At 59.8% G+C, this 23501-nt stretch carries 19 protein-coding genes; 5 read left to right on the forward strand and 14 right to left on the reverse strand.

Annotated elements, in window-relative coordinates:
* Positions 1–101 precede the first annotated feature (101 nt).
* From T424_RS21325 to T424_RS0116115, 3 genes are all read left to right on the forward strand, one after another.
* Positions 102–302: a hypothetical protein gene (locus tag T424_RS21325; protein WP_037068052.1), complete on the forward strand. Its 201-nt coding sequence runs from the start codon at positions 102–104 to the stop codon at positions 300–302.
* Between the two features lie 85 nt (positions 303–387).
* The gene (locus T424_RS22675) at positions 388–951 is read left to right on the forward strand and encodes a biliverdin-producing heme oxygenase (RefSeq protein WP_027488659.1); all 564 of its coding nucleotides are present in this window, start codon (positions 388–390) and stop codon (positions 949–951) included.
* Positions 948–3512 (forward strand): HWE histidine kinase domain-containing protein, encoded by a 2565-nt coding sequence (locus tag T424_RS0116115; protein WP_245269605.1) that lies wholly within the window; start codon positions 948–950, stop codon positions 3510–3512. Before T424_RS22675 ends, T424_RS0116115 begins: the two co-directional genes overlap by 4 nt.
* 441 nt (positions 3513–3953) lie before the next feature.
* Here the strand turns inward: T424_RS0116115 and T424_RS21330 are convergent, their stop codons facing one another.
* Complete coding sequence (locus tag T424_RS21330; protein WP_084268554.1) at positions 3954–4778, reverse strand: aspartyl/asparaginyl beta-hydroxylase domain-containing protein; 825 nt, start codon at positions 4776–4778, stop codon at positions 3954–3956.
* A gap of 192 nt (positions 4779–4970) precedes the next feature.
* Here T424_RS21330 and T424_RS0116125 point away from each other — a divergent pair, with 192 nt between their 5' ends.
* Both T424_RS0116125 and T424_RS0116130 read left to right on the forward strand, forming a co-directional pair.
* The gene (locus T424_RS0116125) at positions 4971–8360 is read left to right on the forward strand and encodes a hybrid sensor histidine kinase/response regulator (RefSeq protein ID WP_027488635.1); all 3390 of its coding nucleotides are present in this window, start codon (positions 4971–4973) and stop codon (positions 8358–8360) included.
* On the forward strand, positions 8353–9276 hold the full coding sequence (locus tag T424_RS0116130) for a response regulator transcription factor (protein WP_027488636.1): 924 nt from the start codon (positions 8353–8355) through the stop codon (positions 9274–9276). Before T424_RS0116125 ends, T424_RS0116130 begins: the two co-directional genes overlap by 8 nt.
* A 343-nt stretch (positions 9277–9619) precedes the next feature.
* Here T424_RS0116130 and minE read toward each other — a convergent pair whose 3' ends face one another.
* The 13 genes from minE to T424_RS0116195 form a co-directional block, all read right to left on the reverse strand.
* Entirely contained in the window at positions 9620–9880 is a 261-nt protein-coding gene (minE, locus tag T424_RS0116135) for a cell division topological specificity factor MinE (protein WP_027488637.1), read from the reverse strand.
* A complete protein-coding gene (gene minD, locus T424_RS0116140; RefSeq protein WP_027488638.1) occupies positions 9877–10692 on the reverse strand; it encodes a septum site-determining protein MinD in 816 nt (271 codons plus the stop codon). The genes minE and minD overlap by 4 nt, the downstream gene beginning before the upstream one ends.
* Positions 10693–10816: 124 nt before the next feature.
* The gene (gene minC, locus T424_RS0116145; protein ID WP_027488639.1) at positions 10817–11593 is read right to left on the reverse strand and encodes a septum site-determining protein MinC; all 777 of its coding nucleotides are present in this window, start codon (positions 11591–11593) and stop codon (positions 10817–10819) included.
* Positions 11594–11911: 318 nt separating this feature from the next.
* Complete coding sequence (locus T424_RS0116150) at positions 11912–13030, reverse strand: branched-chain amino acid ABC transporter substrate-binding protein (RefSeq protein ID WP_027488640.1); 1119 nt, start codon at positions 13028–13030, stop codon at positions 11912–11914.
* A gap of 371 nt (positions 13031–13401) precedes the next feature.
* Complete coding sequence (locus T424_RS0116155) at positions 13402–13755, reverse strand: DUF6867 family protein (RefSeq protein ID WP_027488641.1); 354 nt, start codon at positions 13753–13755, stop codon at positions 13402–13404.
* 140 nt (positions 13756–13895) lie between these two features.
* Entirely contained in the window at positions 13896–14624 is a 729-nt protein-coding gene (locus tag T424_RS0116160) for an ABC transporter ATP-binding protein (RefSeq protein WP_027488642.1), read from the reverse strand.
* A complete protein-coding gene (locus tag T424_RS0116165; RefSeq protein ID WP_027488643.1) occupies positions 14624–15499 on the reverse strand; it encodes an ABC transporter ATP-binding protein in 876 nt (291 codons plus the stop codon). The genes T424_RS0116160 and T424_RS0116165 overlap by 1 nt, the downstream gene beginning before the upstream one ends.
* On the reverse strand, positions 15499–16884 hold the full coding sequence (gene livM, locus T424_RS0116170) for a high-affinity branched-chain amino acid ABC transporter permease LivM (RefSeq protein WP_051559096.1): 1386 nt from the start codon (positions 16882–16884) through the stop codon (positions 15499–15501). The genes T424_RS0116165 and livM overlap by 1 nt, the downstream gene beginning before the upstream one ends.
* A gap of 3 nt (positions 16885–16887) precedes the next feature.
* Positions 16888–17790, reverse strand: a complete 903-nt coding sequence (locus T424_RS0116175) for a branched-chain amino acid ABC transporter permease (RefSeq protein ID WP_027488645.1) — start codon at positions 17788–17790, stop codon at positions 16888–16890.
* Between the two features lie 281 nt (positions 17791–18071).
* A complete protein-coding gene (locus tag T424_RS0116180; RefSeq protein ID WP_027488646.1) occupies positions 18072–18596 on the reverse strand; it encodes a sarcosine oxidase subunit gamma in 525 nt (174 codons plus the stop codon).
* A gap of 198 nt (positions 18597–18794) precedes the next feature.
* Positions 18795–21752: a sarcosine oxidase subunit alpha family protein gene (locus T424_RS0116185; RefSeq protein WP_027488647.1), complete on the reverse strand. Its 2958-nt coding sequence runs from the start codon at positions 21750–21752 to the stop codon at positions 18795–18797.
* Positions 21749–22024, reverse strand: coding sequence for a sarcosine oxidase subunit delta (locus T424_RS0116190; protein ID WP_027488648.1), 276 nt, complete (start codon positions 22022–22024; stop codon positions 21749–21751). The genes T424_RS0116185 and T424_RS0116190 overlap by 4 nt, the downstream gene beginning before the upstream one ends.
* Positions 22025–22032: 8 nt before the next feature.
* The gene (locus tag T424_RS0116195; protein WP_027488649.1) at positions 22033–23286 is read right to left on the reverse strand and encodes a sarcosine oxidase subunit beta family protein; all 1254 of its coding nucleotides are present in this window, start codon (positions 23284–23286) and stop codon (positions 22033–22035) included.
* Positions 23287–23501 lie beyond the last annotated feature (215 nt).

Consider the following 23501-nt stretch of genomic DNA (forward strand, 5'->3'; position numbering starts at 1 on the left):
AGCCACGTCAAGCCCTGCCGGAAATGCGTTAAAAAAAGACGTCAGAGCATTGCAATTGAACCAATGTTCGCGAGGCAGCCCTAACGTAAAGAGAATTTTACGTGGCCGTTATTGCCAGCATTTTGCAACAGAGGCATGACAGCGCCCTTATCGCGCGGGATCGAACCCCGCCCGCCCGGTTTGATCTTGCTTTCCGCAACCAAAACGCAAGCGTGCCGACTTCCGCTCTGCCGCAGCTTGCAATGCGCGCTTACAACAGGGATTTCTTAATAAAAATCCGCGAAATTATTGTCATTTCCTAAAAATGCGCCATATGACGACGGTAAAGAGCATATATTGCATTGTCGCATTCGGCAGGAAGCCGGGTTTGCGCCGCGGGGAAAATGAATGGATTTTTCGCCTGTCAGGCAGTTCTTGCGCCGCGAAACGGCCAGTCTGCATAAGGACCTGGACCGGCTCGTGGGGGAGTTTTCATCCCGATCCGCCTATCAGGCCTTTCTTGCCGGTTCGGCCGGGTTTCGCCTGCCGCTGGAGGCTGTGATCGCCGCCCATGACCTGCCCGACGCTTTCGGCCAATGGCGGCCAGCGCTTGTGGGGTCCGACATCATGGCCGATCTTGGCGATCTCGAGATGACGCCCCGGCCTGTCTCGCAGACAGAGCCTGCACCAGAGCGCACCGAAAACTGGCTTGGCATGATCTATGTTCTGGAAGGCTCCAGCCTTGGAGCGCAACTGCTTGCGCGCCGTGCAGCCGAGCTTGGCCTGTCGCAAACCTTTGGCGCGAGGCATATTTTCGCGCAGGCCAGGAACATTTCCAACTGGAGGGCGTTTTCGGGAATTATGGACGGAATGCAAATTTTGGACTGGCAGGCCTTGTCCGACTCAGCGATCCGAACCTTCCGTTTCGCCTATCGCGCCTATGAAAGTAGTCTGGAATGCCGCCTAGCATGACCGTCGATCTGACCAACTGCGATCGGGAGCCGATCCATATACCCGGCAGCATCCAGCCGCATGGATGCGTGCTTGTCTGCGACGGCGAAATGCTGACGGTCCTGAGCCATTCGGCCAATATCGGCGAAATTCTCACAATTACGGGGCAGGTCAACACCCGGCCCCTGCACGATATTCTCGGCGACGAGGTAACGCATGACCTGCGCAATGCGCTGGCGGCGGCGCCAGACGCCTCGCGTCCGGCCGTCATCGCGCATATCCGCCTGCCGAACGGACGTTTTTTCGATGCCGCCGTGCATCGGCTGGGCAGTATCGCGATCATCGAATTCGAACCCTCGCGCGGACGCACCCAGCCCTTGCAGCTTGCCCGGGAAATGATTGGCCGGATCAAGGACATAGACGATATAGACAGGCTGATCCTCACCTCCACGCGGCTCGTGCGCGCGGTGCTCGGCTATGACCGGGTGATGATCTATCAGTTCGAAAATGACGGCTCCGGCAAGGTGGTCAGCGAGGCGCGCCGCGCCGATCTCGAAAGCTTTCTCGGCCAGTATTTTCCCGCCTCCGATATTCCCCAGCAGGCCCGCAGGCTTTATGTGCAAAACCCGATCCGGGTGATTTCCGATGCCCGTGGCCAGCGTGTGCCGCTAATGCCCGATCATGATACGGGCGGCGCGCCGATCGATCTTTCCTATGCGCATCTGCGCAGCGTTTCGCCCATCCATCTGGAATATCTTCGCAATATGGGGGTTGCCGCCTCCATGTCCATTTCCGTGCTGGTCAATGGCAGCCTGTGGGGGCTGATTGCCTGCCACCATTATTCCCCGAAAACCCTGACCATGTCCGAGCGGATCGCGGCGGAAATTTTCGGAGAATTCTTCTCGCTGCATCTGCTTGCCCTCAAGCAGAAGCGCAAGCTGGACCTGGCCAACGACGCGCGCCGCTCGCTGGACCGTTTCCTGCAAACCGCCTCCCACTATGCCAATGTGGAGGAGCTGTTTGCCGCCTCGCTCAACGATTTTCAGACCCTGTTTTCCTGCGATGGTGTCGGGCTTTGGATGAACGACGCCTGGACGGGCGTGGGCAGTACGCCGCCACAGGCCGAAGTGGAGCCGTTGATGCGCTTTATCAGCGGCGTCGCCGATGGCCGTATCTGGGCAACCCATATGCTCTCGCGCCAGTTTGCCCAGGCCGAACGGTATCATGAGGCGGTTTCCGGCGTCATGGCCGTGCCGCTCTCGCAGATCCCGCGGGATTACCTGCTGTTTTTCCGCAAGGAGCGCCTCCAGACGCTGAACTGGGCGGGCAACCCCGACAAGTCCTACGAAACAGGACCGCTGGGCGACCGTCTCACCCCGCGTAAAAGCTTCGCCATCTGGAAAGAAACGGTCCACAGGCAGGCCGATGCCTGGACGGACAGCGACCGCGAGATTGCCGAAGCCGTCCGTTCGGCCACGGTCGAAATCGTGCTTCGCCATAACGAACTGATGCGCGAAGAGCGCAACAAGGCCGATATTCGCCAGCGCATGTTGAACGAGGAACTGAACCACCGCGTCAAGAACATTCTGGCCGTCATCAAGTCGCTGGTGGGCGCGCCGACCAAACCGGAACAGATATTGACCGATTATGTCGGTTCGTTGCGCGGGCGTATCCAGGCGCTATCCCACGCCCATGACCAGGTGATCCGCGGCAGCGGTGGCGGGCAATTGCGCGAATTGCTGAATGCGGAACTCAGCCCCTATCGTGAAAGCGTTATTTCCATTTCCATGCAGGGACCAAGCATTCTTCTGGACAGCCGCGCCTATGCGGTGACGGCATTGGTCATCCACGAGCTTTCGACCAATGCCGCAAAATATGGCGCGCTATCACGCCCAACCGGCAAGCTGGAGATTGAATGGGCCTGGACCGAAGGCGGCGATTGTGAAATTCACTGGCGCGAAAGCGGCGGGCCGGAAGTGCGCCCTCCGCGTGCCAAGGGTTTTGGCTCCGCCCTCATCGATCGCTCCATCCCCTACGACCTTGGGGGCAAAAGTACCGTAAACTATGAGGCTGACGGCTTGAAGGCGCAGCTCATCGTGCCTGCACGCTTCCTGTCCGGCTTCCTCGAAAGAGAAGAGCAAACCGCAAATCCGATGCTTGCAAAGGAAAAAGCCAGCATGGTCACTGCCGATCCACAGACCACCATTCTTCTCGTCGAAGACCAGATGCTGATTGCCATGGATGCCGAAATGATGCTGGCCGATGCCGGATTTTCCCACATCGTCACCGCCGGTTCCGCCAACGAGGCGCTCAACGAAATCCGCAGCAGGCTGCCGGATGTGGCCGTACTGGACATCAATCTCGGCAACCATACCTCCGTGCCCGTGGCCGAGGAGCTGCACCGGCGCGGCGTGCCCTTCATTTTCGCCACCGGCTATGCCGAACGCAGCATCATTCCCGAAGAGTTCGCCGACGTGCCGGTCATTGCCAAGCCTTACGAGGGCAACGCCCTGCTGCACGCGCTTCTGGCGCGGCTGAAGGAAAGCAGAAACCGCACGGATGCCCTGCCCGACAGCGTTTAGAGCATTCCTATGAAAATGCTCTACTGCATAATTCCTTAAATCGGAATCGATTTAATGTGAAAATTATGCAGCAGATTTAAAGTGTTACAGCGTCCTTTGTGCGCTTGATCACAGTACACGACGCTACCCATTTGCGTGTGGTTTACCCCCCCTCTGTCCTGCCGGACATCTCCCCCTCAAGGGGGGAGATCGGCAAGATCAAGGCCCTGCCTAAATCCTTGAAAAAGGCCGTCATCACAAATAGTCACTGAAGAATGACGCTTTGTCCGTATTGCAATCTCCCCCCTTGAGGGGGAGATGCCTGGCAAGGCAGAGGGGGGTAGGCCACGCCACATGCCTAAGCGTCATGTACTGTGGCGTTTGATAAAACGCACGGCGCTGTAAAAGCGGTTCGTTTCAAATGTCCGGGCCTTTCCGTTCGATGCGTTAAGACGCCCGGCATCACGCCTTGCTGTTTCTCAGCTTTTCGGCTTCGGCATAGAACTTCTTTTCCCACTCATTATGGTTATCCAGCCCCTCGCGGATGAAGGGCGTGAAAATGGCAAGGTTCATCAGGCACCAGTTCACGAAACGTGCCGGAAATTTCATGGGCTTGACGAAATCCACGAACAGCACCACGCGGGTCTGATCGGTATGGTTCCAGGCCTCGTGTTCATAGGCATCGTCGAAAATCAGCACCTTGCCCTCTTCCCAGTGGCAGATCTGATCCTTGACGCGAATGGCAAGCTTGTCACGCGGTTCCGGCACGATCATGCCCAGATGCAGACGCAGCACGCCATTATAGGGGCCGCGATGGGCCGGCAGGTGCTTGCCCGGCTCGAAGATCGAGAACATCACCGTCGTCAGTCCCGGAATGGCCTGCATGGCCTTCCAGGTTTCAGGGCAGGCCTTGATATTCGCCTCGGATTTCACGCCGAAACCCAGGAGGAAAAAGGTCTTCCAGTTATTGTCGGAGGAAATCGTCTTCACATCCGTGGAAATGTCCTGAAAGCTTGGAAGCTCGGCCTTGCGCAGCATGATCTTGTCCAGCTCGGCGCGGATGGCGGGATAGGCCTTCTCCACCTCTGCCACCCAGGGAAAGGTCGCATTGTCATAGACCGGCGGATTGCCGAGCTTTGCATATTTGTAATTCAGCGTCTCCGCCCAGGCGACGATGCCCATGAAAAAGCGGGTGATGCGGCTGGGCCGGTCCATGGGCGCAATACCGTCCGTGCCGAAGGATTGCGTATCGGTTTTGGGCATGAGGGTCTTGGAAGGCGTGTCCATGGCAGCACCGTGACTTGAGGGAACAATATTGACGTGAAGTGATGATGGGCGGAATTCGACAAAATCAAGACAAAAACACGTTCCTACAGGATTTTGTCTGTAAACTGCACTTTTGCTTGCTTGCAAAAGCGACTGCTTATCTGAAAAATGCCTCTCGACCTTTTTAACGGCTTTGCTCCAGTCAGAGGCTTCATGGCCGCCCGCCAGCGCATCATTCCCATACGCCGCCAATATAACCGCTGGGTGGCAGACCAGACGCTGGAAGACTATGCCCTGCGTTTTACCGCCAAAAGCGCAAGGCGCTTTTCCTCCAGCCGGATTTCGCAAACCGCGATCGGCGCGATTTCCTTTCTGGCGCTGGAAGCAATCGGCGGCACGATCACGCTGTCCTACGGCACCACCAACGCCTTTTTTGCCATTCTGGTGGCGGCCCTTCTCATGCTGCTGGTCGGCGTGCCGATCAGCCGCTATGCCATCCGCGAAGGCGTGGATATCGATCTTCTGACCCGCGGCGCGGGCTTCGGCTATATTGGCTCCACCATTACCTCGCTGATCTATGCCAGCTTCACTTTCATGCTCTTTGCCATCGAGGCATCGATCATGACCGGCGCGCTGGAGCTTGCCTTCGGCATTCCCGCCTCCCTTGGCTATATCATTTCGGCCATCGTGGTCATTCCGCTCGTCACCTATGGCATTCAGCTCATCTCGCGCTTCCAGCTCATCACCCAGCCCGTCTGGATCGTGCTGAACATCGCGCCCTTCCTGTTCATCGCCCTGATGGACTGGCAGAAATTCGAGCTTTGGCTGAGTTTTGCCGGGATTGCCCACGACAATGCCTTTTCAGGACAAGCCGCCCCCTTCCGGCTGGCCGAATTCGGCGCGGCATCCGCCATCATTCTGGCGCTGATGCCGCAGATCGGCGAACAGGTGGATTTTCTGCGCTTCCTGCCGCCACGGGTGAAGCTGAAACTGCATCACCGCATCGCCGTCTTCCTGGCAGGCGCAGGCTGGGTGGTGCTGGGCGTGCCGAAGCTGCTGGCAGGGTCTTTTCTTGCGGTGCTGACGCTTTCCGCCGGCATACCGGCCAGCGAAGCGGCCGATCCGGCGCATATGTATCTCACCGCCTTTGGCTATATCCTGCCCAACCACACGGCGGCGCTGCTGCTGATGGCCGGCTTCGTCGTCATCTCGCAGCTCAAGATCAATGTGATGAATGCCTATGCCGGGTCGCTGGCCTGGTCCAACTTCTTCTCCCGCCTCACCCACAGCCATCCGGGCCGCGTGGTGTGGCTGGTGTTCAACGTTTCCATCGCGCTTTTGCTGATGGAGCTTGGCATTTACCGGCTTCTGGAAGCAACGCTTGCCATCTTCTCCATCATCGCCATGGCCTGGCTTTGCACGCTTTCCGCCGATCTCTTCGTCAACCGCAAACTCGGTCTGGCGCCCCCCGGCATCGAGTTCAAGCGCGCCCATCTCTATGACATCAATCCCGTGGGCTGCGGCACGCTGCTGCTTTCGGCAGGCATTGCACTGGCGGCGCATTTCGGCCTGTTCGGGCCGCTCGCCGCCTCGCTTGCCACCTTCATCACGCTGATTGCCTTCCTGATTTCCCCGCTCATCGCCTGGGCAACGGATGGCAAATTCTATCTGGCCCGTAAACCGCGCGCCAGCTGGAAAAACGCCACCGCCATCACCTGCTCCATCTGCGAGCACCCTTTCGAGCCGGAGGACATGGCGTGGTGCCCGGCCTATGCCGCGCCGATCTGTTCGCTCTGCTGTTCGCTGGACAGCCGCTGCCATGACATGTGCAAGCCGCAGGCCCGGCTGGATGCACAGGCCGGTTTCGTGGCGCGGCAGGTGCTGCCGGACAGGATCATCGAAACGCTGTCCAGCCGCCTTGGCCGCTACGCGCTCACCGCTGTCATTGCCATCTCGCTGATCGGCACGATTCTGGCGCTGATTGCCCATCAGGTCTCGGCTGCATCACCGGAAACGGCGCTGGTGGTGAACCGCACCATCCTCATCGTCTTTTTCGTCTTTGCTGTCATTGCCGGTATTGCTTCATGGTTCTACGTGCTGGCCCATGACAGCCGGGTGGTGGCGGAGGAGGAATCCTTCCGGCAGAACAGCCTGCTGCTCAAGGAAATCGCCGCCCACCAGAAAACCGATGCCGCGCTGCAAGCCGCAAAGGAAACGGCGGAAGCCGCCAACCGCGCCAAAAGCCGCTATGTGGTGGGGCTTTCCCATGAATTGCGCACCCCGCTCAATGCCGTTCTGGGTTATGCGCAATTGCTGGAGCAGGACGAAACCATTCCGGCGCCGCGCCAATCGGCCATCAAGGTCATCCGCCGCTCCGCCGATCACCTCTCCGGGCTGATCGACGGGCTTCTCGATATTTCCAAGATCGAGGCGGGCAAGTTGCAGGTCTTTTCCAACGAGCTGAACCTCAGCGATTTTCTCGATCAGATCGTGGACATGATCACGCCGCAGGCAGACGCCAAGGGGCTGACCTTCACCCACCAGCGCGCCCGCAACCTGCCGCGCTATGTGCGCGCCGATGAAAAGCGGCTTCGGCAAATCCTCGTCAACCTGCTGTCCAACGCCATCAAGTTCACCGATAGCGGCAGCATCGGCTTCGACATTGTCTATCGCAGCCAGGTTGCCACCTTCACCATTTCCGACACGGGCCGGGGCATTGCCGAAAAGGACCTGTCGCGGATTTTCGAGCCCTTCCAGCGCGGCGAAGCCGATAATATCCGCCCCATGCCGGGGCTGGGTCTGGGGCTGACCATTACCCGCCTGCTCACCAATACGCTGGGCGGCGAGATTGCCGTGGAGAGCGAGAAGGACAAGGGCACGACCTTCCGTGTCCGCCTGCTGTTGTCGGCCGTCGAGCGGCCCTCCACCGCGCCGCAGCCGGAGCGCAAGATCCTCTCCTATACCGGCCCGCGCCGGACCATCGTGGTGGTGGACGACAATGAAGACCACCGCGACCTGATGCGCGAGGCGCTTTCGCCGCTGGATTTCATCGTGCTGACCGCCAATAGCGGCCCCGATTGCCTGACGCTGATCGAGGGCGTGCAGCCCGATCTCTTTCTCGTGGATATTTCCATGCCCGGCATGAATGGCTGGCAACTGGTGGAAAAGCTGCGTGATCTCGGCCAGAGCGCGCCGATCCTGATGCTGTCTGCGAATATCGGCGACAGCAGCGTGCGCGAACCCGGATCGAGCGGCCATAACGATGCCATTACCAAGCCGGTGAATGTGCAGAAGCTGCGCGACAAGCTGGCGCTTCATCTCAAGCTGCAATGGGTCTATGCCGATGCCGCCCCGCCTCAGCCGAAGCCGAAAACCTCCGCGCCGCTGAAAAGTCCGGGCACGGACCACATCGATGAATTGCTGCGGCTGGCGGAAATCGGCTATGTCCGCGGCATAGACGCCAAATTGCAGGATCTGGCCCGCATGGCCGATCACCAGCCCTTTGCCGATCATCTGAAGCCCTTCCTGCAAGCCTTCGACATGGCGGGGCTGATCAGGACGCTGGAACGCTTCCGAAGCGAGAAAGAGGACGACCGTGGCTGACAGCCCTTCCCCCCGCGACATCGTGCTGCTGGTGGATGACAGCCCCGAAACGCTGGGCTTTCTTACCGATGCGCTGGAACAATCCGGTTTTTCCGTGTTGATCGCCACATCCGGTCAGGCGGCCCTTGGCATTGCCGAGCGTATCAGCCCAGATCTCATTCTGCTGGACGCCATCATGCCCGGAATGGACGGTTTCGAGACCTGCCGCAGGCTGAAGGCCAATAATGCCGTGGCGCAGGTGCCGGTGATCTTCATGACGGGCCTTACTGAAACCGAACATGTGGTGAATGCGCTGGGGGCTGGCGGCGTCGATTACCTGACCAAGCCGATCAATATCGACGAGCTTCGCGCCCGCATCCGCGTGCATCTTGCCAATGCCCGCTCCGCCCGGAGCGCGCGCGTGGCGCTGGATGCCGCAGGCCGCCACCTGATGGCGGTAAAGGGCGATGGCGCAATCCACTGGTCCACGCCGCAGGCCACGCGCCTCATCACCACCGCAACCGGCGCGGAAAACGGTCTTGCCGCCGTGACCGCCACCATTGCCGGATGGATGGCCAACCGCGCAACGCAAAACACCAGCCGTGACGCCAGCTTTTCCTATCCGCCGCAGGGACAGGCCAGCCTGACGCTCACCTTTCTTGGCGCCATCGGCCCGGACGAATATCTCTTTCGCCTGACCGCCGCCGACAATCGCCGCCAGGACGAAGCCCTGCGCGACGCCTTTGGCCTTACCTCCCGCGAGGCGGAAGTGCTGCTGTGGATCGCACATGGCAAATCCAACCGCGACATCGGCGAAATTCTGGGGCTCTCAGCCCGCACGGTCAACAAGCATCTGGAGCAGATCTACGTGAAGCTCGGCGTGGAAAACCGCGCCTCTGCCGCCGTCAAGGCCGCGCAAATCATGCATGGAGCGTGACGGAAAAACGAGCACGCTTTTGCGCGAAAACACAGTACACGACGCTTAGGCATGTGGCGTGGCCTACCCCCCTCTGCCTTGCCAGGCATCTCCCCCTCAAGGGGGGAGATTGCAATACGGACAAAGCGCCATTCTTCAAAGAATAGTTGTGATGACGGTGTTTTTCAGGAATGTAGGCAGAGCCTTGATCTTGCCGATCTCCCCCCTTGAGGGGGAGATGTCCGGCAGGACAGAGGGGGGTAAACCACACGCAAAACCGTAACGTCGTGTACTGTGAATACAAAAGCACCGCCCATCCTTGCGAACGGGCGGTTCTGAATGGTCCAATGTGCCGGTGCCGCGATCAGGCAGCCTTCAGGCCGCTTTCCCGCGGGATTTCCACATCGATCTCCAAAAGCGAGACATGCTCGTCGCGATCGACCTTGATGCGCACCTTGTCACTGTCGATTTCGACATGTTTGGCGATCACGGCAAGGATTTCCTCGCGCAGCACGCCCACGAGATCATGGCCGAGATAGGCGCGCTCATGGGCAAGCAGCACTTGCAGCCGCTCCCGCGCCATGGGCGCGGACTGCTGCTTGCGAAAGAGGTTGAAAAGACTCATGCGGCCCTCCGAGCGAAGATCTTGCCGAACAGGCCGCGCTTTTCTTCCGGAATCGAAACCGGCACGCTTTCGCCTGCCAGACGGCGAACCGCTTCAAAATAGGCCTGGGCGGGCGCCGATTTCGGCTCTGCCAGCGTGACCGGCGCGCCGACATTGGAGGCCTTGAGAACATCCATGCTTTCGGGAATGATGCCGAGAAGCGGGATGGACAGGATTTCCAGAACGTCGTCCACCTTCAGCATGTCGCCGCGCTGGGCGCGAATGGCGTCGTAGCGCGTCAGCAGCAGATGCTTTTCAATGCGCTCGCCGCGCTCTGCCTTCAGCGTCTTGCTGTCCAGCAGGCCGATGATGCGGTCGGAATCGCGCACCGACGACACTTCCGGATTGGTGACGACCACGGCAATATCGGCATGGCGCATGGCAAGGGTCGCACCGCGCTCGATACCTGCGGGGCTATCGCAAATGACCCAGTCGAAATGCTTCTTCAGCTCTTCGATGACCCATTCCACGCCTTCTTCCGTCAGATTGTCCTTGTCGCGGGTCTGGGAGGCCGGCAGCAGGAACAGCGTATCGATGCGCTTGTCGCGGATCAGCGCCTGCGGCAGCTTGGCATCGCCCTGAATGACGTTGATGAGATCATAAACGACGCGGCGTTCCGCGCCCATGACCAGATCCAGATTGCGCAGGCCGACGTCGAAATCGACAACCACGACCTTTTCGTTGCGCTGCGCAAGGGCTGCGCCCAAAGCCGCTGTGGAGGTTGTCTTGCCGACCCCGCCCTTGCCCGACGTGACGACGATTACCTTGCCCATCTTGATCTCCTGTGTTCGGCTTGCCGATAGTGGAACGCCCGACCTGCGGGCGAAATTCAAAATTCATTGTCTCAGCCGAAGCTTGCGCGAAACCGCCAAAAGGGGCGCAAAACCTGACCTTGCGTCAATTCAATTTCGTTGCGCGAATCGTGTCTTCTTCCAGCCACATCTGCACGGGCTGGCCGACCAGATCGGCCGGAAGATCCTCCGCCATTTTATAGATGCCATCAATGGCGATCAGTTCGGCCTCCAGCTTGCGGCAAAAAATCCGCGCCTGCGCATTGCCCACCGAACCGGCCATGGCCCGCCCGCGCAGCGTGCCGTAAACATGGATGGAGCCGCCGGCGATGATTTCCGCGCCGGAGGCGACCGAGCCGATCACCGTGACATCGCCCTCGGTAAAAATCACCGACTGACCGGATCGAACCGGTTCTTCGATAATCAGCGATTGCAAGGCAACACGCTGCGGCTCCGGCGTCTCTACGACAGTCGTCTCCGCCTTCACCTCTTCCTTGCTTTCAGGCGCTTCGAAGGAAGGTTCCGACTTCTTGATCTCGATATCGGAAACCGGCCTGCCGCCCTTGAGCACCGGCGGCATACCGGCCTCTACCTGGGCAAAACGGGCGCCTTCCAGCCCCATGATGGAAACCTTGCGACCGGCCAGATCGGCAATCAGCCCCTTCAGCTCATCCTTGCTGATTGGCAGATCCGTAACATCCAGCACCACGGGCCGCCCGAGGAAAAATCCCGCAGAGCGCGAGGCAAGATCGTCCAGCCGCAAAAGCCAGTTGTCCAGCGGCAAATCGGGAGCAAGCACGACCGCCAGAAAGGAGCGGCCTTTTATCCTTATGGAACGCGCGTCGGTCGTCAGCACTGTCTTTTCATCAGGGGGTGCCGCCATTGCGGGCGCACGCCCCTTCCCTGTTGGTTACGCCCTGTCGCGCCGCGTCATGGGCGTCGATTCGGGCCATTGGTAAACAAATCGTTTACAGGGAATTACGGCTGATTTGGTTAACAAATAGTTAACGCCGGGCGATTTCACGCCAAAGTGTTAAAGTTTTTCCGCAGCGCGACAAAATGGATACATTTATATAAAACAGTACCTTAGCAAAGACAGGACAGTGCCAGCCCACAAGCCGCCGTTAACCAATCGACGGCCAAGCCCTTGAAACAAAAAGCCCGGCATCGCTGCCGGGCCTCCATTCGCGGTCTTCGAAAATTATTTGTTTTCGAAGTAGGTGTATTTGCCGTCCGGACCCTTTTTCCAGGTGTACATGACGTAGTCCGGGCGGGTGATGTCACCCTTGGCGTCGAAGCCGATATCGCCGATGACGGTCTTGAACGGACCCTTGGCCTTCATGGTGGCGGCAACCTTTTCCGAATCATTGGTGCCGGCAGCCTTGGCAGCATCGGCAATGATCTGGAGGGCGGCGTAGGAGTAGAGCGTGTAGGCTTCCGGCTCGAAACCGGCGTCGCGGAACTTCTTCACCACATCCTTGGCGTTGGCGTTGTTACGCGGATCCGGCGGGAAGGTCATCAGCGTGCCGTTCACGGCATCGCCCGCGATGGAGGCAAGCTCGTTGGAGGTGATGCCGTCGCCGGACATCAGCGTGGCCTTCAGGCCCTGATCGGCCATCTGGCGCATGATGAGGCCAGCTTCGGTATGCAGACCACCGTAATAGACGATGCCGACACCGGCTTCCTTCATCTTGGCGATGAGGGCGGAATAGTCCTTTTCGCCGGGCGTGATGCCTTCATAGATCACTTCCTTGACGCCAAGCTTGCCCATGGCCTTCCTGGTTTCATCGGCAAGCCCCTGACCGTAAGGGGTCTTGTCATGCACCACGGCAACCTTCTTGTCCTTGAAGTGGTCGGCAATATACTGACCGGCAACCGCGCCCTGCTGGTCGTCACGGCCGCAGGTGCGGAAGGTGTTCCACAGGCCGCGCTCGGTGAACTTCGGGTTGGTGGAAGCAGGCGTGATCTGGAGAATGCCGTTTTCGGCATAAACTTCGGATGCCGGAATGGAGACGCCGGAGTTGAAGTGACCGATCACGTATTTCACGCCGTCGGCGGCGAATTTGTTGGCAACGGAAACGCCCTGCTTGGCGTCGGAAACGTCGTCGCCCAGAACGATCTTGATCTTTTCGCCGTTGATGCCGCCAGCAGCATTGATGTCGGCAGCAGCCTGCTCAACGCCCTTCTGGAGCTGCGCGCCGAAAGCAGCGTTCGGGCCCGTCAGGGGGCCACCGACGCCGACGATAATGTCGGCCCGTGCCGCGCCGCCGAAGGCAACCATGGCGCTCAGGGCCACGGCTGAAAGAAGCGACTTCTTCATTCTGTTACTCCCAATTTTTAGGCGGGTCTGTTTCAAGCTCCGGTGCAACGCCCACCATGACTGCATCGGAAAACCGTTCCACTCTCGATCTTCGCTCCTTGCGCGCCCTTGCGGACAAACGCAAAAATGAAGACGTTTTCTTCCACCGTGAAAGGCAGAATTCAAACATAGCCATGGCGTTAAGCCTTCAAAAGAAAACCTTCGCCAGTTATTTTTCTTCGTTGTCTGCCATAATCTTTCGATCAGGCAATTGTTGATCGATGATTTTTCAAGCACCATTCTTACAGCAAGGGAACATTACTTGAGAAGTGCATTCCCGCGCTGCGCCGAAGCATGATTGATCGCCATCAGAGGCGATAATCATCACGCTGTCAATCTTTCTTCTTCCAGGAAAACGGTGAGGTTTTTTCATAAAGCCAGTAATAGTTATGCACCATTTGACCCGTGCGCCGCACCCGATAGCCTGCCGTGGCAAAAGCCAGCAGTGTCACGGCATCGATAAGGTAGTAGAAGCCGTCCAGCATGGGCCCCTGGAACAGGGCATAATGCAGGAATCGCATGGCCAGGCACAGAAGAAGCGTATAGATCACTGCCTGCGCATAGACGCCCCAGCCTTCGGCCACGGCCTTGCCCGTGCGCCACGCAGTCCAGAAACCCAGCAAAACGACGAGCAGGCGCAGCACCATGCGCACCCCGGTATCCGTCTCGAAAAACAAACCCTGCATTTTTCTTCTCCCGCCGCCCCGACGGCGTTTTGGGGGACTTTGCGTCCCTTTCTTGTCGATGGAGAACCGCCGCCAGGCCTCATGGTAGCAGAGGCCGAAACGCCGGTCCTTGCGTTTGTGCAAACCCGGTTCAGGCCCGCTCAGTGACGCCCGCCCTCCAGATAGGCCGCACGCACCTGCGGATCGGCCAGCAATTCGCGCCCGGAACCGCTCATCGTCACCTGGCCATTGACCATGACATAGGCGCGGTCCGAAAGCTTCAGCGCCGCAAAGGCGTTCTGCTCCACGAGGAAGACGGTCAACCCCTCTTCCTGGTTCAGCTTCTTGATCGCCTCGAAAATGCCCTTGACGATCAGCGGCGCAAGCCCGAGCGACGGCTCATCCAGCAGCAGCAGCTTTGGCCGGGCCATGAGCGCGCGACCGATGGACAGCATCTGCTGTTCACCGCCGGAAAGCGTGCCGCCGCGCTGGGCCTGACGCTCCTTGAGGCGCGGAAAAAGCTCGAAGATCTTGGCCACATCCTCATCGAAATATTTGAGGTTGTCGAGCCCTGCCCCCATCTGCAAATTTTCCAGCACGGTCATGCGCGGAAAGATGCGCCGCCCTTCCGGCGACTGGGCAATGCGGCGGCGGGCGATCATATGCGTCGGCATTTTGGTGATGTCCGTGCCGTCGAAAATGATCTTGCCGGAGCGCGCCTGCGGGCTGCCGCAAATGGTCATCATCAAGGTGGACTTGCCGGCCCCGTTGGCGCCGATCAGCGAGACGATCTCGCCCTTGTGAACATCCACATCCACGCCGCCAAGGGCGCGGATATTGCCGTAATAGGTCTCGACACCCTGTACTTTCAGAAGCGGTTCGCCAGACATTATTGCTCGCCTCCCGCAACGGCTTCCACGTCGGAAATTGCCTCGTCCAATTCTTCATCCTCGACACCCAGATAGGCCGCGATGACCTTCGGGTCGTTCTTCACATGATCCGGCGTACCGTCGGAAATCTTCTTGCCATATTCCAGAACCACGACGTGATCGGAGATTTCCATGACCACGGACATGTCATGCTCGATCAGCAGGATGGAGGTGCCGTTATCGTCGCGAATGCCGTTTAGCAACACGTTGAGCGCCAGGCTTTCCTTGGGGTTGAGACCTGCCGCGGGTTCGTCCAGGCACAAAAGCTCCGGCCCGGTGCACATGGCGCGGGCAATTTCCAGCCGCCGTTGGGCGCCATAGGGAAGATCGCCCGCCGGATCATCGGCACGATCGATGAGATCGGCCTTTTCCAGCCAGTAGCGGGCCTTTTCGATGGCTTCACCTGCCGCCCTGCGGTATCCCGGCAGGCCGAGAAGGCCAAGCACGGTATAGCCCGAGGCGCGCATCAGCTCATTATGCTGGGCCACCAGCAGGTTCTCCAGAACAGTCAGGCCGGAAAACAGCCGGATGTTCTGGAAAGTACGGGCAACCTTGGCCTTCTTGGTGATCTCGAAATCGGTCAGACGCTCCAGCAGGAACTCCTTGCCGCCGCGCTGTTTGAGCGTGATCATGCCCATGGTCGGTTTGTAGAAGCCGGTGATGCAGTTGAACACCGTCGTCTTGCCCGCCCCGTTCGGGCCGATCAACGCGGTAATCTCACCGCGTTTTGCCTCGAAGGAGAAGTCGTTGATCGCCATCAGGCCGCCGAATTTCATCGACAGGTGATCGACCGTCAGGATTGCGTCTTTGCTCATGGTATCGGTTCGCGAGGTCATCAGCCGTGACCTTCCTTGGTGAAGCTACCGGAGACTGCCTTGCGTTCTTTCAGGAAGGCGGTCGGCTCTCTGCTGCCCACAAAGCCGCGCGGCTTGAACAGCATGACGATGATCATCGCCAGTCCGAAGAGCAACATGCGGTAAAGCTCGGGCGTGAAGTCCGGCCCGAACACATGCTTGAGGAACTCCATTTCGCGCAACAGTTCCGTGCCGCCCACCATGACAACGGCAGCAACCGCGATGCCCGTCAAGGAGCCCATGCCGCCGAGAACGACAATCGCCAGAATGACGGCGGACTCGAGGAAAACAAAGCTTTCCGGCGAAACGAAGCCCTGACGTGCGGCAAAGAAGGAGCCCGCAAAGCCGCCGAACATGGCGCCGATGGCAAAGGCCGTCAGCTTTGTCTTCACCGTGTCGATGCCGAGAGAACGGCAGGCGATCTCGTCTTCGCGCAATGCTTCCCATGCGCGCCCGATGGGCATACGCCGCAGGCGGATGGTCACATAGGCCGTCAGCAGGCAAAGCGCCAGAATGAGATAGAAGAGGAAGATCTTGTAATAGGCCGAAGACATGGGCAGGCCGAAGGTCTTGGCAAAGCCATGCGCGGAGGCATCGAAGGGAATGCCGAACAGCGTGGCCTTGGGAATGCCCGAAACGCCGAAAGTGCCCTGCGTGACATCCGTCCAGTTGATCAGCACAAGCCGGATGATTTCACCGAAGGCGAGCGTGACGATGGCCAGATAGTCGCCGCGCAGGCGCAGCACCGGAAAGCCCAGCATAATGCCCCAGAAGGCGGCCAGAATGCCGGAAATCGGCAAGAGCAGCCAGAAGGACAGGCCGAAATGCTGCGACAGCAGCGCATAGGAATAGGCGCCCACCGCGTAGAAGGCGACATAACCCAGATCCAGCAGACCCGCCAGACCCACGACGATGTTCAGCCCCCAGGCCAGCATCACGTAAATGAGGATCTGGATGCCGAAGTTATCGACATATTTCAGCGAGCCCTGCGGCCCGGTGATCGAAACGACGATCAGCGGATAGAAGATCAGGGCCAGAAGCGCGAGCTTCAGAAAATGTTTCTTGAAGAAGGACGGATTGGCATCCGCCTCGGAAACCGGCATGGCGGCGGCCCGCGCCTTGCGCGCCCGCGACCATGGCTGGAAAAACGCCACGATGGAAAAGCGGCCAATTGCGGCGATAGCCACGAAAATGGCCAGAAGGCCCCAGCGCGGATACCAGATCAGGGTATTGGAAATATCCTGATCCGTCTTGATGCCGATATAGAGAAGGAAGAGGCCGAAAGCGAGGACGCCTGCGAACACGCCTTCCTTGATGGCCCGGCCGAAAGTGGCGGACGGCGCTTGATTGATAGCGTTGCTGGACATCGATCAGACCTTTTCGACTTCCGGACGGCCCAGAATACCTGTCGGCTTGAAAATCAGCACGAAGGCGAGAATGGCGAAGGTGGCGACATCCTTGTAGGCAATGGTGAAATAGGCGGACCAGAGCGACTCGATCAGGCCGATGAGCAGACCACCGAGAACCGCGCCCGGAAGCGAGCCGATGCCGCCAAGAACCGCCGCAGTGAAGGCCTTGACGCCGGGAATGAAGCCATCGTTGAACGAGGCAACCCCATAATACATCAGATACATCGTGCCCGCCACGGCAGCCAGCGCCGCACCCATGATGAAGGTGACGGAAATGGTGCGATCAACATCCACGCCAAGCAGAGCGGCCATCTTGCGGTCCTGCTCGGTGGCGCGCTGGGCGCGCCCCAGCGGCGTCTTGTTGACGATATACCAGAAGGCCGCCAGCAGCACCGCCGTGACCAGCACGATGATGATCTGCTTCAACGAGATGGTGATGTCACCGAAATGATAGACATCGCTGACCAGCGCCGGGATCGGCTTGTTGCGCGGGCCCTGGCTGACCTGGATAAAGTTGGAAAGCGCAATCGACATGCCGATGGCGGTGATGAGGGGCGCCAGACGGAAGGAGCCGCGCAAGGGGCGATAGGCCACGCGCTCGATGGTCCAGTTCCACAGGCCGGTCATCAGCATCGAAACGACGAGCATGATCAGCAGCGCGAGCGCCACCGGAATGCCGGCAAAAAACGAGGTGAGTATCAAAAAAACGATGAGCGCGGCGAAGCCGCCAAGCATGAAAATGTCACCATGGGCGAAATTGATCATGCCGATGATGCCATAGACCATCGTGTAGCCGATGGCCACGAGGCCATAGATAGATCCAAGAGTCAGCCCGTTTATGAGCTGCTGGACGAAATACTCCATTTGCCAATCCCCCGGACGACCGCTTTTTGCGGCCTCCATTTTATTCCCCGCCGGGTATGCCCCTTTCGGGTTCTTGATCTTGGGGCGATTTGATAGCCTTTTCGACAAAAATGTGAAGCCTGAAAAGCCTTGTACGGCGCACTTTTCTGTCAAATGCTCATTAATTGCACATTTACACTGTGAAACGATCAAAAACAGTCACAAAATGCTTTTAAAATGCGCATTTGGCTAAAGTCTAAACAAATAGAATCGCCAGAATTGAAGGGTGAGGCCGTTTCAATTCAGGCGAGGAAACCAGCCGTCAGACCGTGGACGCGCCCTGCCGCCATGATTTCCTCATAGACGTAGGCGGCAAAGGATCGCGGCACCAGAAGATCGAAACCATCGCCACCACGCGCCAGCAGCACGACCGGAACCTGATGGAACAGGCTGCACGCCGATTGCCCCGCGCCAAAAGCGTCCGGATGCAGATCCAGCGCCAGTGCGCTATTGAGCAGCCTGCGGCTGTGCGGCCCCGTCAACCGCAGCACGGCATAGGCATCGCTCTTTGCAATCACCGCCACCTCCGGCCCAGATGCCTGCCGCAGCAGCGCAAAAAGCGCCTCAGGCGTCAACTCGGTCGAAAAAGCCACCCACTGGCCGGGAGAAAGCGGCAGAAAATCAACCTTATCGAGCAGCGCGGGCGAAATATCCGAAAGCACCGCAAAAATTGCCGGACGCACTGGAACAGCAAGATGATTGACGCCCGCAACAGCCGAAAACCCGGCAGCAAAATCCTCCAGCGGATGACGCTCGACAAACAACATGACCTCTTGACCCTTCTCATCAGACCCGCGATGGCGTCGCGGACATCACGGAATCCGAAAACCGAAAACCACTTTTCGGTCCGATGCTTTATCCCACGCATCGGATCGCCCGAAAACCGGAAGCCACTTTTCGGTCCGATGCTTTATCCCACGCATCGGATCGCCCGAAAACCGGAAGCCACTTTTCGGTCCGATGCTCTAAACCCTCATTTTCCTGTTCTCCGGATCCACGAACGCCGGGCTTACCACCTTGGCCAGCACTTCGCTGCCGCCCAGGCCGTCCCATACGAGAATGGTCTCGCCCATGCGTTCGCGGCCGGATTTCAGCAAGCCAAGCCCGATGCAACTGCCGATCACCGGGGAATGGCAGGCGGAGGTGACATGGCCCTGATTGTTGACGGCTGAGGCGCGCGCACCTTCTTTCAGGAGCTGGGCACCGGCGCGAAAAGCCTGTTCGGGGTTGAGAGGCTGCAAGCCGATCAGTTGCGGCCGGTCGGCTGCCGTCAGCCCGAAGCGCGCCGAGAGGCGTTTACCGATGAAATCCGGCTTCTGCGCGCGAAAAAGCCGCCCCATGCCAAGGTCGTCCGGCGTCGTGCGCCCATCCATCTCGGCATGGGTGAGAAAGCCCTTTTCGATGCGCAGCACATTCATGGCCTCCACGCCGTAAGCGGCGATACCCTGCGGCGCGCCAATCTCCAGCAGCGTATCGGCCACCGCCTCGCCGCAGCCTGCCGGAACGGCCAGTTCGAAAGCAAGCTCACCGGAAAATGACAGGCGGAAGAGCCGCGCCGCAAGCCCTCCCTTCAGCGTGACATCGGCGGCGCTCATTGGCGGGAAGGCTGCGTTGGAAATATCGTCTTCCACCAGATCTTCCAGGATCAGCCGTGATTTCGGCCCCGCCAGCGCCATCATCGCCCATTGGTCGGCCACGGAAAGCAAGGAGACCCGAAGCTCTGGAAACAACACCTGCGCGGCAAATTCCAGATGGGCAAGCACGGCCTCTGCATGGCCGCTGGTGGTGGTGATGAAGAAATGCTGTTCTGTGAGCCGCGACACCGTGCCATCGTCGAGCACCATGCCATCTTCCCGCAGCATCATGCCATAGCGGGCCTTGCCAACCGGCAGGCCCGAGAAGCTGTTGCAATAGACCCGGTTGAGAAATTCCACCGCATCCGGGCCGAAGAGTTCGATTTTTCCGAGCGTGGAAATATCGCATAATCCGGCATGGGCGCGGACCGTCAGCACTTCGCGGTCCACGCTCTGGCGCCATTGCGTCTCGCCCTCGCGGGCAAACCAGGCCGAACGATGCCAAAGCCCCGCTTCCACGAAGCGCGCACCATTCTTGCGCGCCCAACCGGCCAAAGGCGACTGACGCAGCGGCCTTGCCCTTTCGTCCCGGAAGCGGCCTGCCATGGCGCCGAAGGAAACCGGCGTATAAAAGGGCCGGAAGGTGGTGGTGCCGGTTTCGGCAATGGAGGTGCCGCGCATTCCTGCCAGAATGGCGGCGGCGTTGACATTGGAAAGCTTGCCCTGATCGGTGGCCATGCCGCTGGTGGTGTAACGCTTGGCATGTTCCACGCTGCCGAAGGCCTCCCGCTCCGCAAGGCTGAGATCGGCCACATGGACATCGTTTTGAAAATCCACGAAGGCCTTGCCGCGGGAGCCCGGCACATACCAGAGGGGCATGTGGTCCGGCAGGCTTTCCGCCTCGATGGTGGGCAAGGGCGTGCCATGGGCCTTGAAGCCCAGATCGGCAAGGGCGTGAACGGCCTCGGCCTGTCCGGAGGCAAGGCAGGCGGAAAGCGTCGTCTCACCGGCGGCGGCACCGGCAATGCGCAGTTCCGACGTGGCGGATTGCACCAGAAACGCCTGTTTTTCTGCCGACCAGACCGGCTTTGCGCCACGCTGGCAGGCCAGATGGATGATGGGAGAAAAGCCGCCGCTCATGGCCAGCGCATCGCAGGCGATTTCCTGTGCGTGGCCCATGCGCTCGGCCAGCACCGCGCGGATGCGTTTCCGGCCGAACGTGCCCGTCACGCTGGCCCCCTTCAGCACCGGCACGCCGGGCGGGGCCTGATCTGGCGCATCAGGACGGGGATCGATCAGCGCGGCAATGCCGATGCCGCAATGGCTCAGCGCGCTGGCCAGACGGTAGCCGGCACTGCCAGTGGCAAAGATCGCGACATTTTCTCCCGCCGCCACGCCGAAGCGGTTGAGATAGGTGGTCATGGCGGAGGCCGTCATGATGCCGGGGCGGTCATTGCCGCCGAAGACCAGCGGCCGTTCCTCAGCACCGCTGGCCAGCACCGCCCGGCGCGCGACAATGCGCCACAACCGTTCCACCGGCACCTCCGGCAGCATCTGCCCGCCCTGGGGCTGCACTTTTTCGACAGCGCCGAAGACATTGTCGTCATACCAGCCGAACACGGTGGTACGCGGCAGAAGCGTGACATTGGGGCTTGCGCCTAGTTCCTCCAGCGCCTGCCGCAGAAATTCGCCAGCACTTTCATCGCCAATCGCGCGGCTTTCGCTCAAAAGCCAGCCGCCCAGGCGAAAATGCTCATCCGCCAGCACCACGCGCGCGCCTGCGCGTGCCGCCGTCAGCGCAGCACTCAGCCCCGCCGCACCCGCACCGATAACCAGGAGATCGCAATGCAGCCAGCACTTCTCGTAGGAATCCGGATCCGCCTGCATTCCGGCCCGGCCAAGACCGGCAGCACGGCGGATGAGCGGTTCATAGACCTTTTCCCAGAAGGGCTTGGGCCACATGAAGGTCTTGTAATAGAAGCCCGCCCCCAGCAAGGGCGAAAAAAGCCCGCTGACAGCTCCGAAATCATGGGCAAGCGTTGGCCAGCGGTTCTGGCTTGCCGCCGTCAGCCCCGCCTGCAATTCCACCATGGTTGCCCGCGCATTGGGTTCGCTGCGGCCATCGCGGCCAAGCGTTACCAGTGCGTTCGGCTCTGCCGATCCCGCCGTTACCACGCCGCGTGGGCGGTGATATTTGAAGCTGCGGCCAAGAAGCAGCACATCATTGGCCAGCAGTGCCGAGGCAAGACTATCACCCTCCACGCCCTGAAGGGATTTGCCGTCAAAGGAAAAACGAAAATGGCGGGCGCGATCCACATGGCCGCCGGTGGCCAGCCGAAAGGCGCTCATGGCTTGCCTCCCCGGCGCTGGCCCGCATCGGTCACGGCATGAACGGCGTGGGAAAGATTATCCCGCTCGACCACCAGCCAGCGGCGGCAGCCGCCCGCATGGTGCCAGAACTCCCGCATCAGGCCCATGGAATTTCGGCGTTGATAGACATAATCGTGCCATTCCTCATCGGGTGCGGCCGAAGCCGGGCGACGAGGATCGGCATCGCCACGAATGGTGAATTCCTGGCTGGGGCGGATGCCGCAATGCGGGCAGGCGATAAGGCTGGCCATGAGGGTACTCACTGAAGGTTGGGCTGCGGCCCGTGGCCGGATTCATCGAGCGCAAAGCCGCGGCGAAACCGGTCCAGACGGAAGGCGCGCGCCAGATGGTGCGGCTCGTTGCGGGCAATGAGATGAGCAAAGCAATAGCCGGACGCTGGCGTGGCCTTGAAGCCGCCATAGCACCAACCGGCATTGAGATAGAGATTGTCGATCGGCGTGCGGTCGATGATGGGAGAACCGTCCATGGTCATGTCCATCGCCCCACCCCAGGCCCTCAGCGCTTTCAGCCGGGACAGGCCGGGAATGAGGGCAATTCCCTCCTCCATGGTTTCCTCCACCGTGGCCAGATTGCCGCGCCGCGCATAGGAGGAATAGTGATCGATGGCCGCGCCGAAGACGAGGCCCCCCTTGTCCGATTGCGATATGTAGAAATGCCCCGCCCCATAGACCAGCACGTGATGGATGACTGGCTTGACCGCCTCGGTAACAAAGGCCTGCAAGACATGGGTTTCGATGGGCAATTGCAGGCCCGCCATGGCGGCCGTGACGGAACTGTGGCCGGCCGTTGCCAGCGCCAGCTTGCCGCAACCGATGAAGCCGCGGGAGGTTTCAACGCCTGTCACCTCGCCGGCTGCGTTGCGGCGAATGCCCGTGACCTCGCAATTCTGGATGAAATCGACACCGCAGGCATCTGCCCCCCGCGCATAGCCCCAGGCGACGGCATCGTGACGGGCCGTTCCGCCGCGCCGCTGAATGAGCCCGGCCAGAATGGGAAAGCGGGCATGGGAAAAGTTCAGATAGGGCATCTGCTTTTGCAGATCCTCGCGGGTGAGCATCTCCCCATCCACGCCGTTCAGCCGCATACGATTGCCGCGCTGCACCAGCGCATCGCGCTCGCCGTCGGAATGGGCCAGAAACACCACGCCGCGCTGCGAGACCATGGCATTGTAGTTCAGCGTCTGTTCAAGCCCCTCCCACAATTGCATGGACATTTCATAAAAGGGAATATTTCCATCCAGCAGATAGTTGGAACGAATAATCGTGGTGTTTCGCCCGACATTGCCGGAGCCCAGATAGCTTTTTTCAAGAACCGCCACATTGGTAATGCCGAATTCGCGGGCAAGATAATAGGCCGTGGCCAGCCCATGCCCGCCGCCACCGACAATCACCACATCGTAATGCGGCTTTGGCTGCGGATCCCGCCACTGGCGCGGCCAGTGCCGATTGCCCGAAAATGCTTGCCGGAAAAGCGAGAAAGCCGAATAACGCATAAAGAACCCTGCCAATTTCAAGGGGATAATGCCACAGCTTCGCCCCCTTCGGAAGATCGGCCCTCACGCAAGAGCAAGCTTCCCCCAGTTCCGCGCATGAACACCCCCACACAAGCTCCATCTGCGACGATAGCGGGCTGAGGCGTCGGCTCTACACCTCGTCTCCGGAAATTTGACAGGGGCTGAACAGGCAATTAACAATACCAAGGCTGATA

The sequence above is a fragment of the Allorhizobium undicola ORS 992 = ATCC 700741 genome (genome assembly GCF_000621665.1).
GTDB lineage: Bacteria > Pseudomonadota > Alphaproteobacteria > Rhizobiales > Rhizobiaceae > Allorhizobium > Allorhizobium undicola.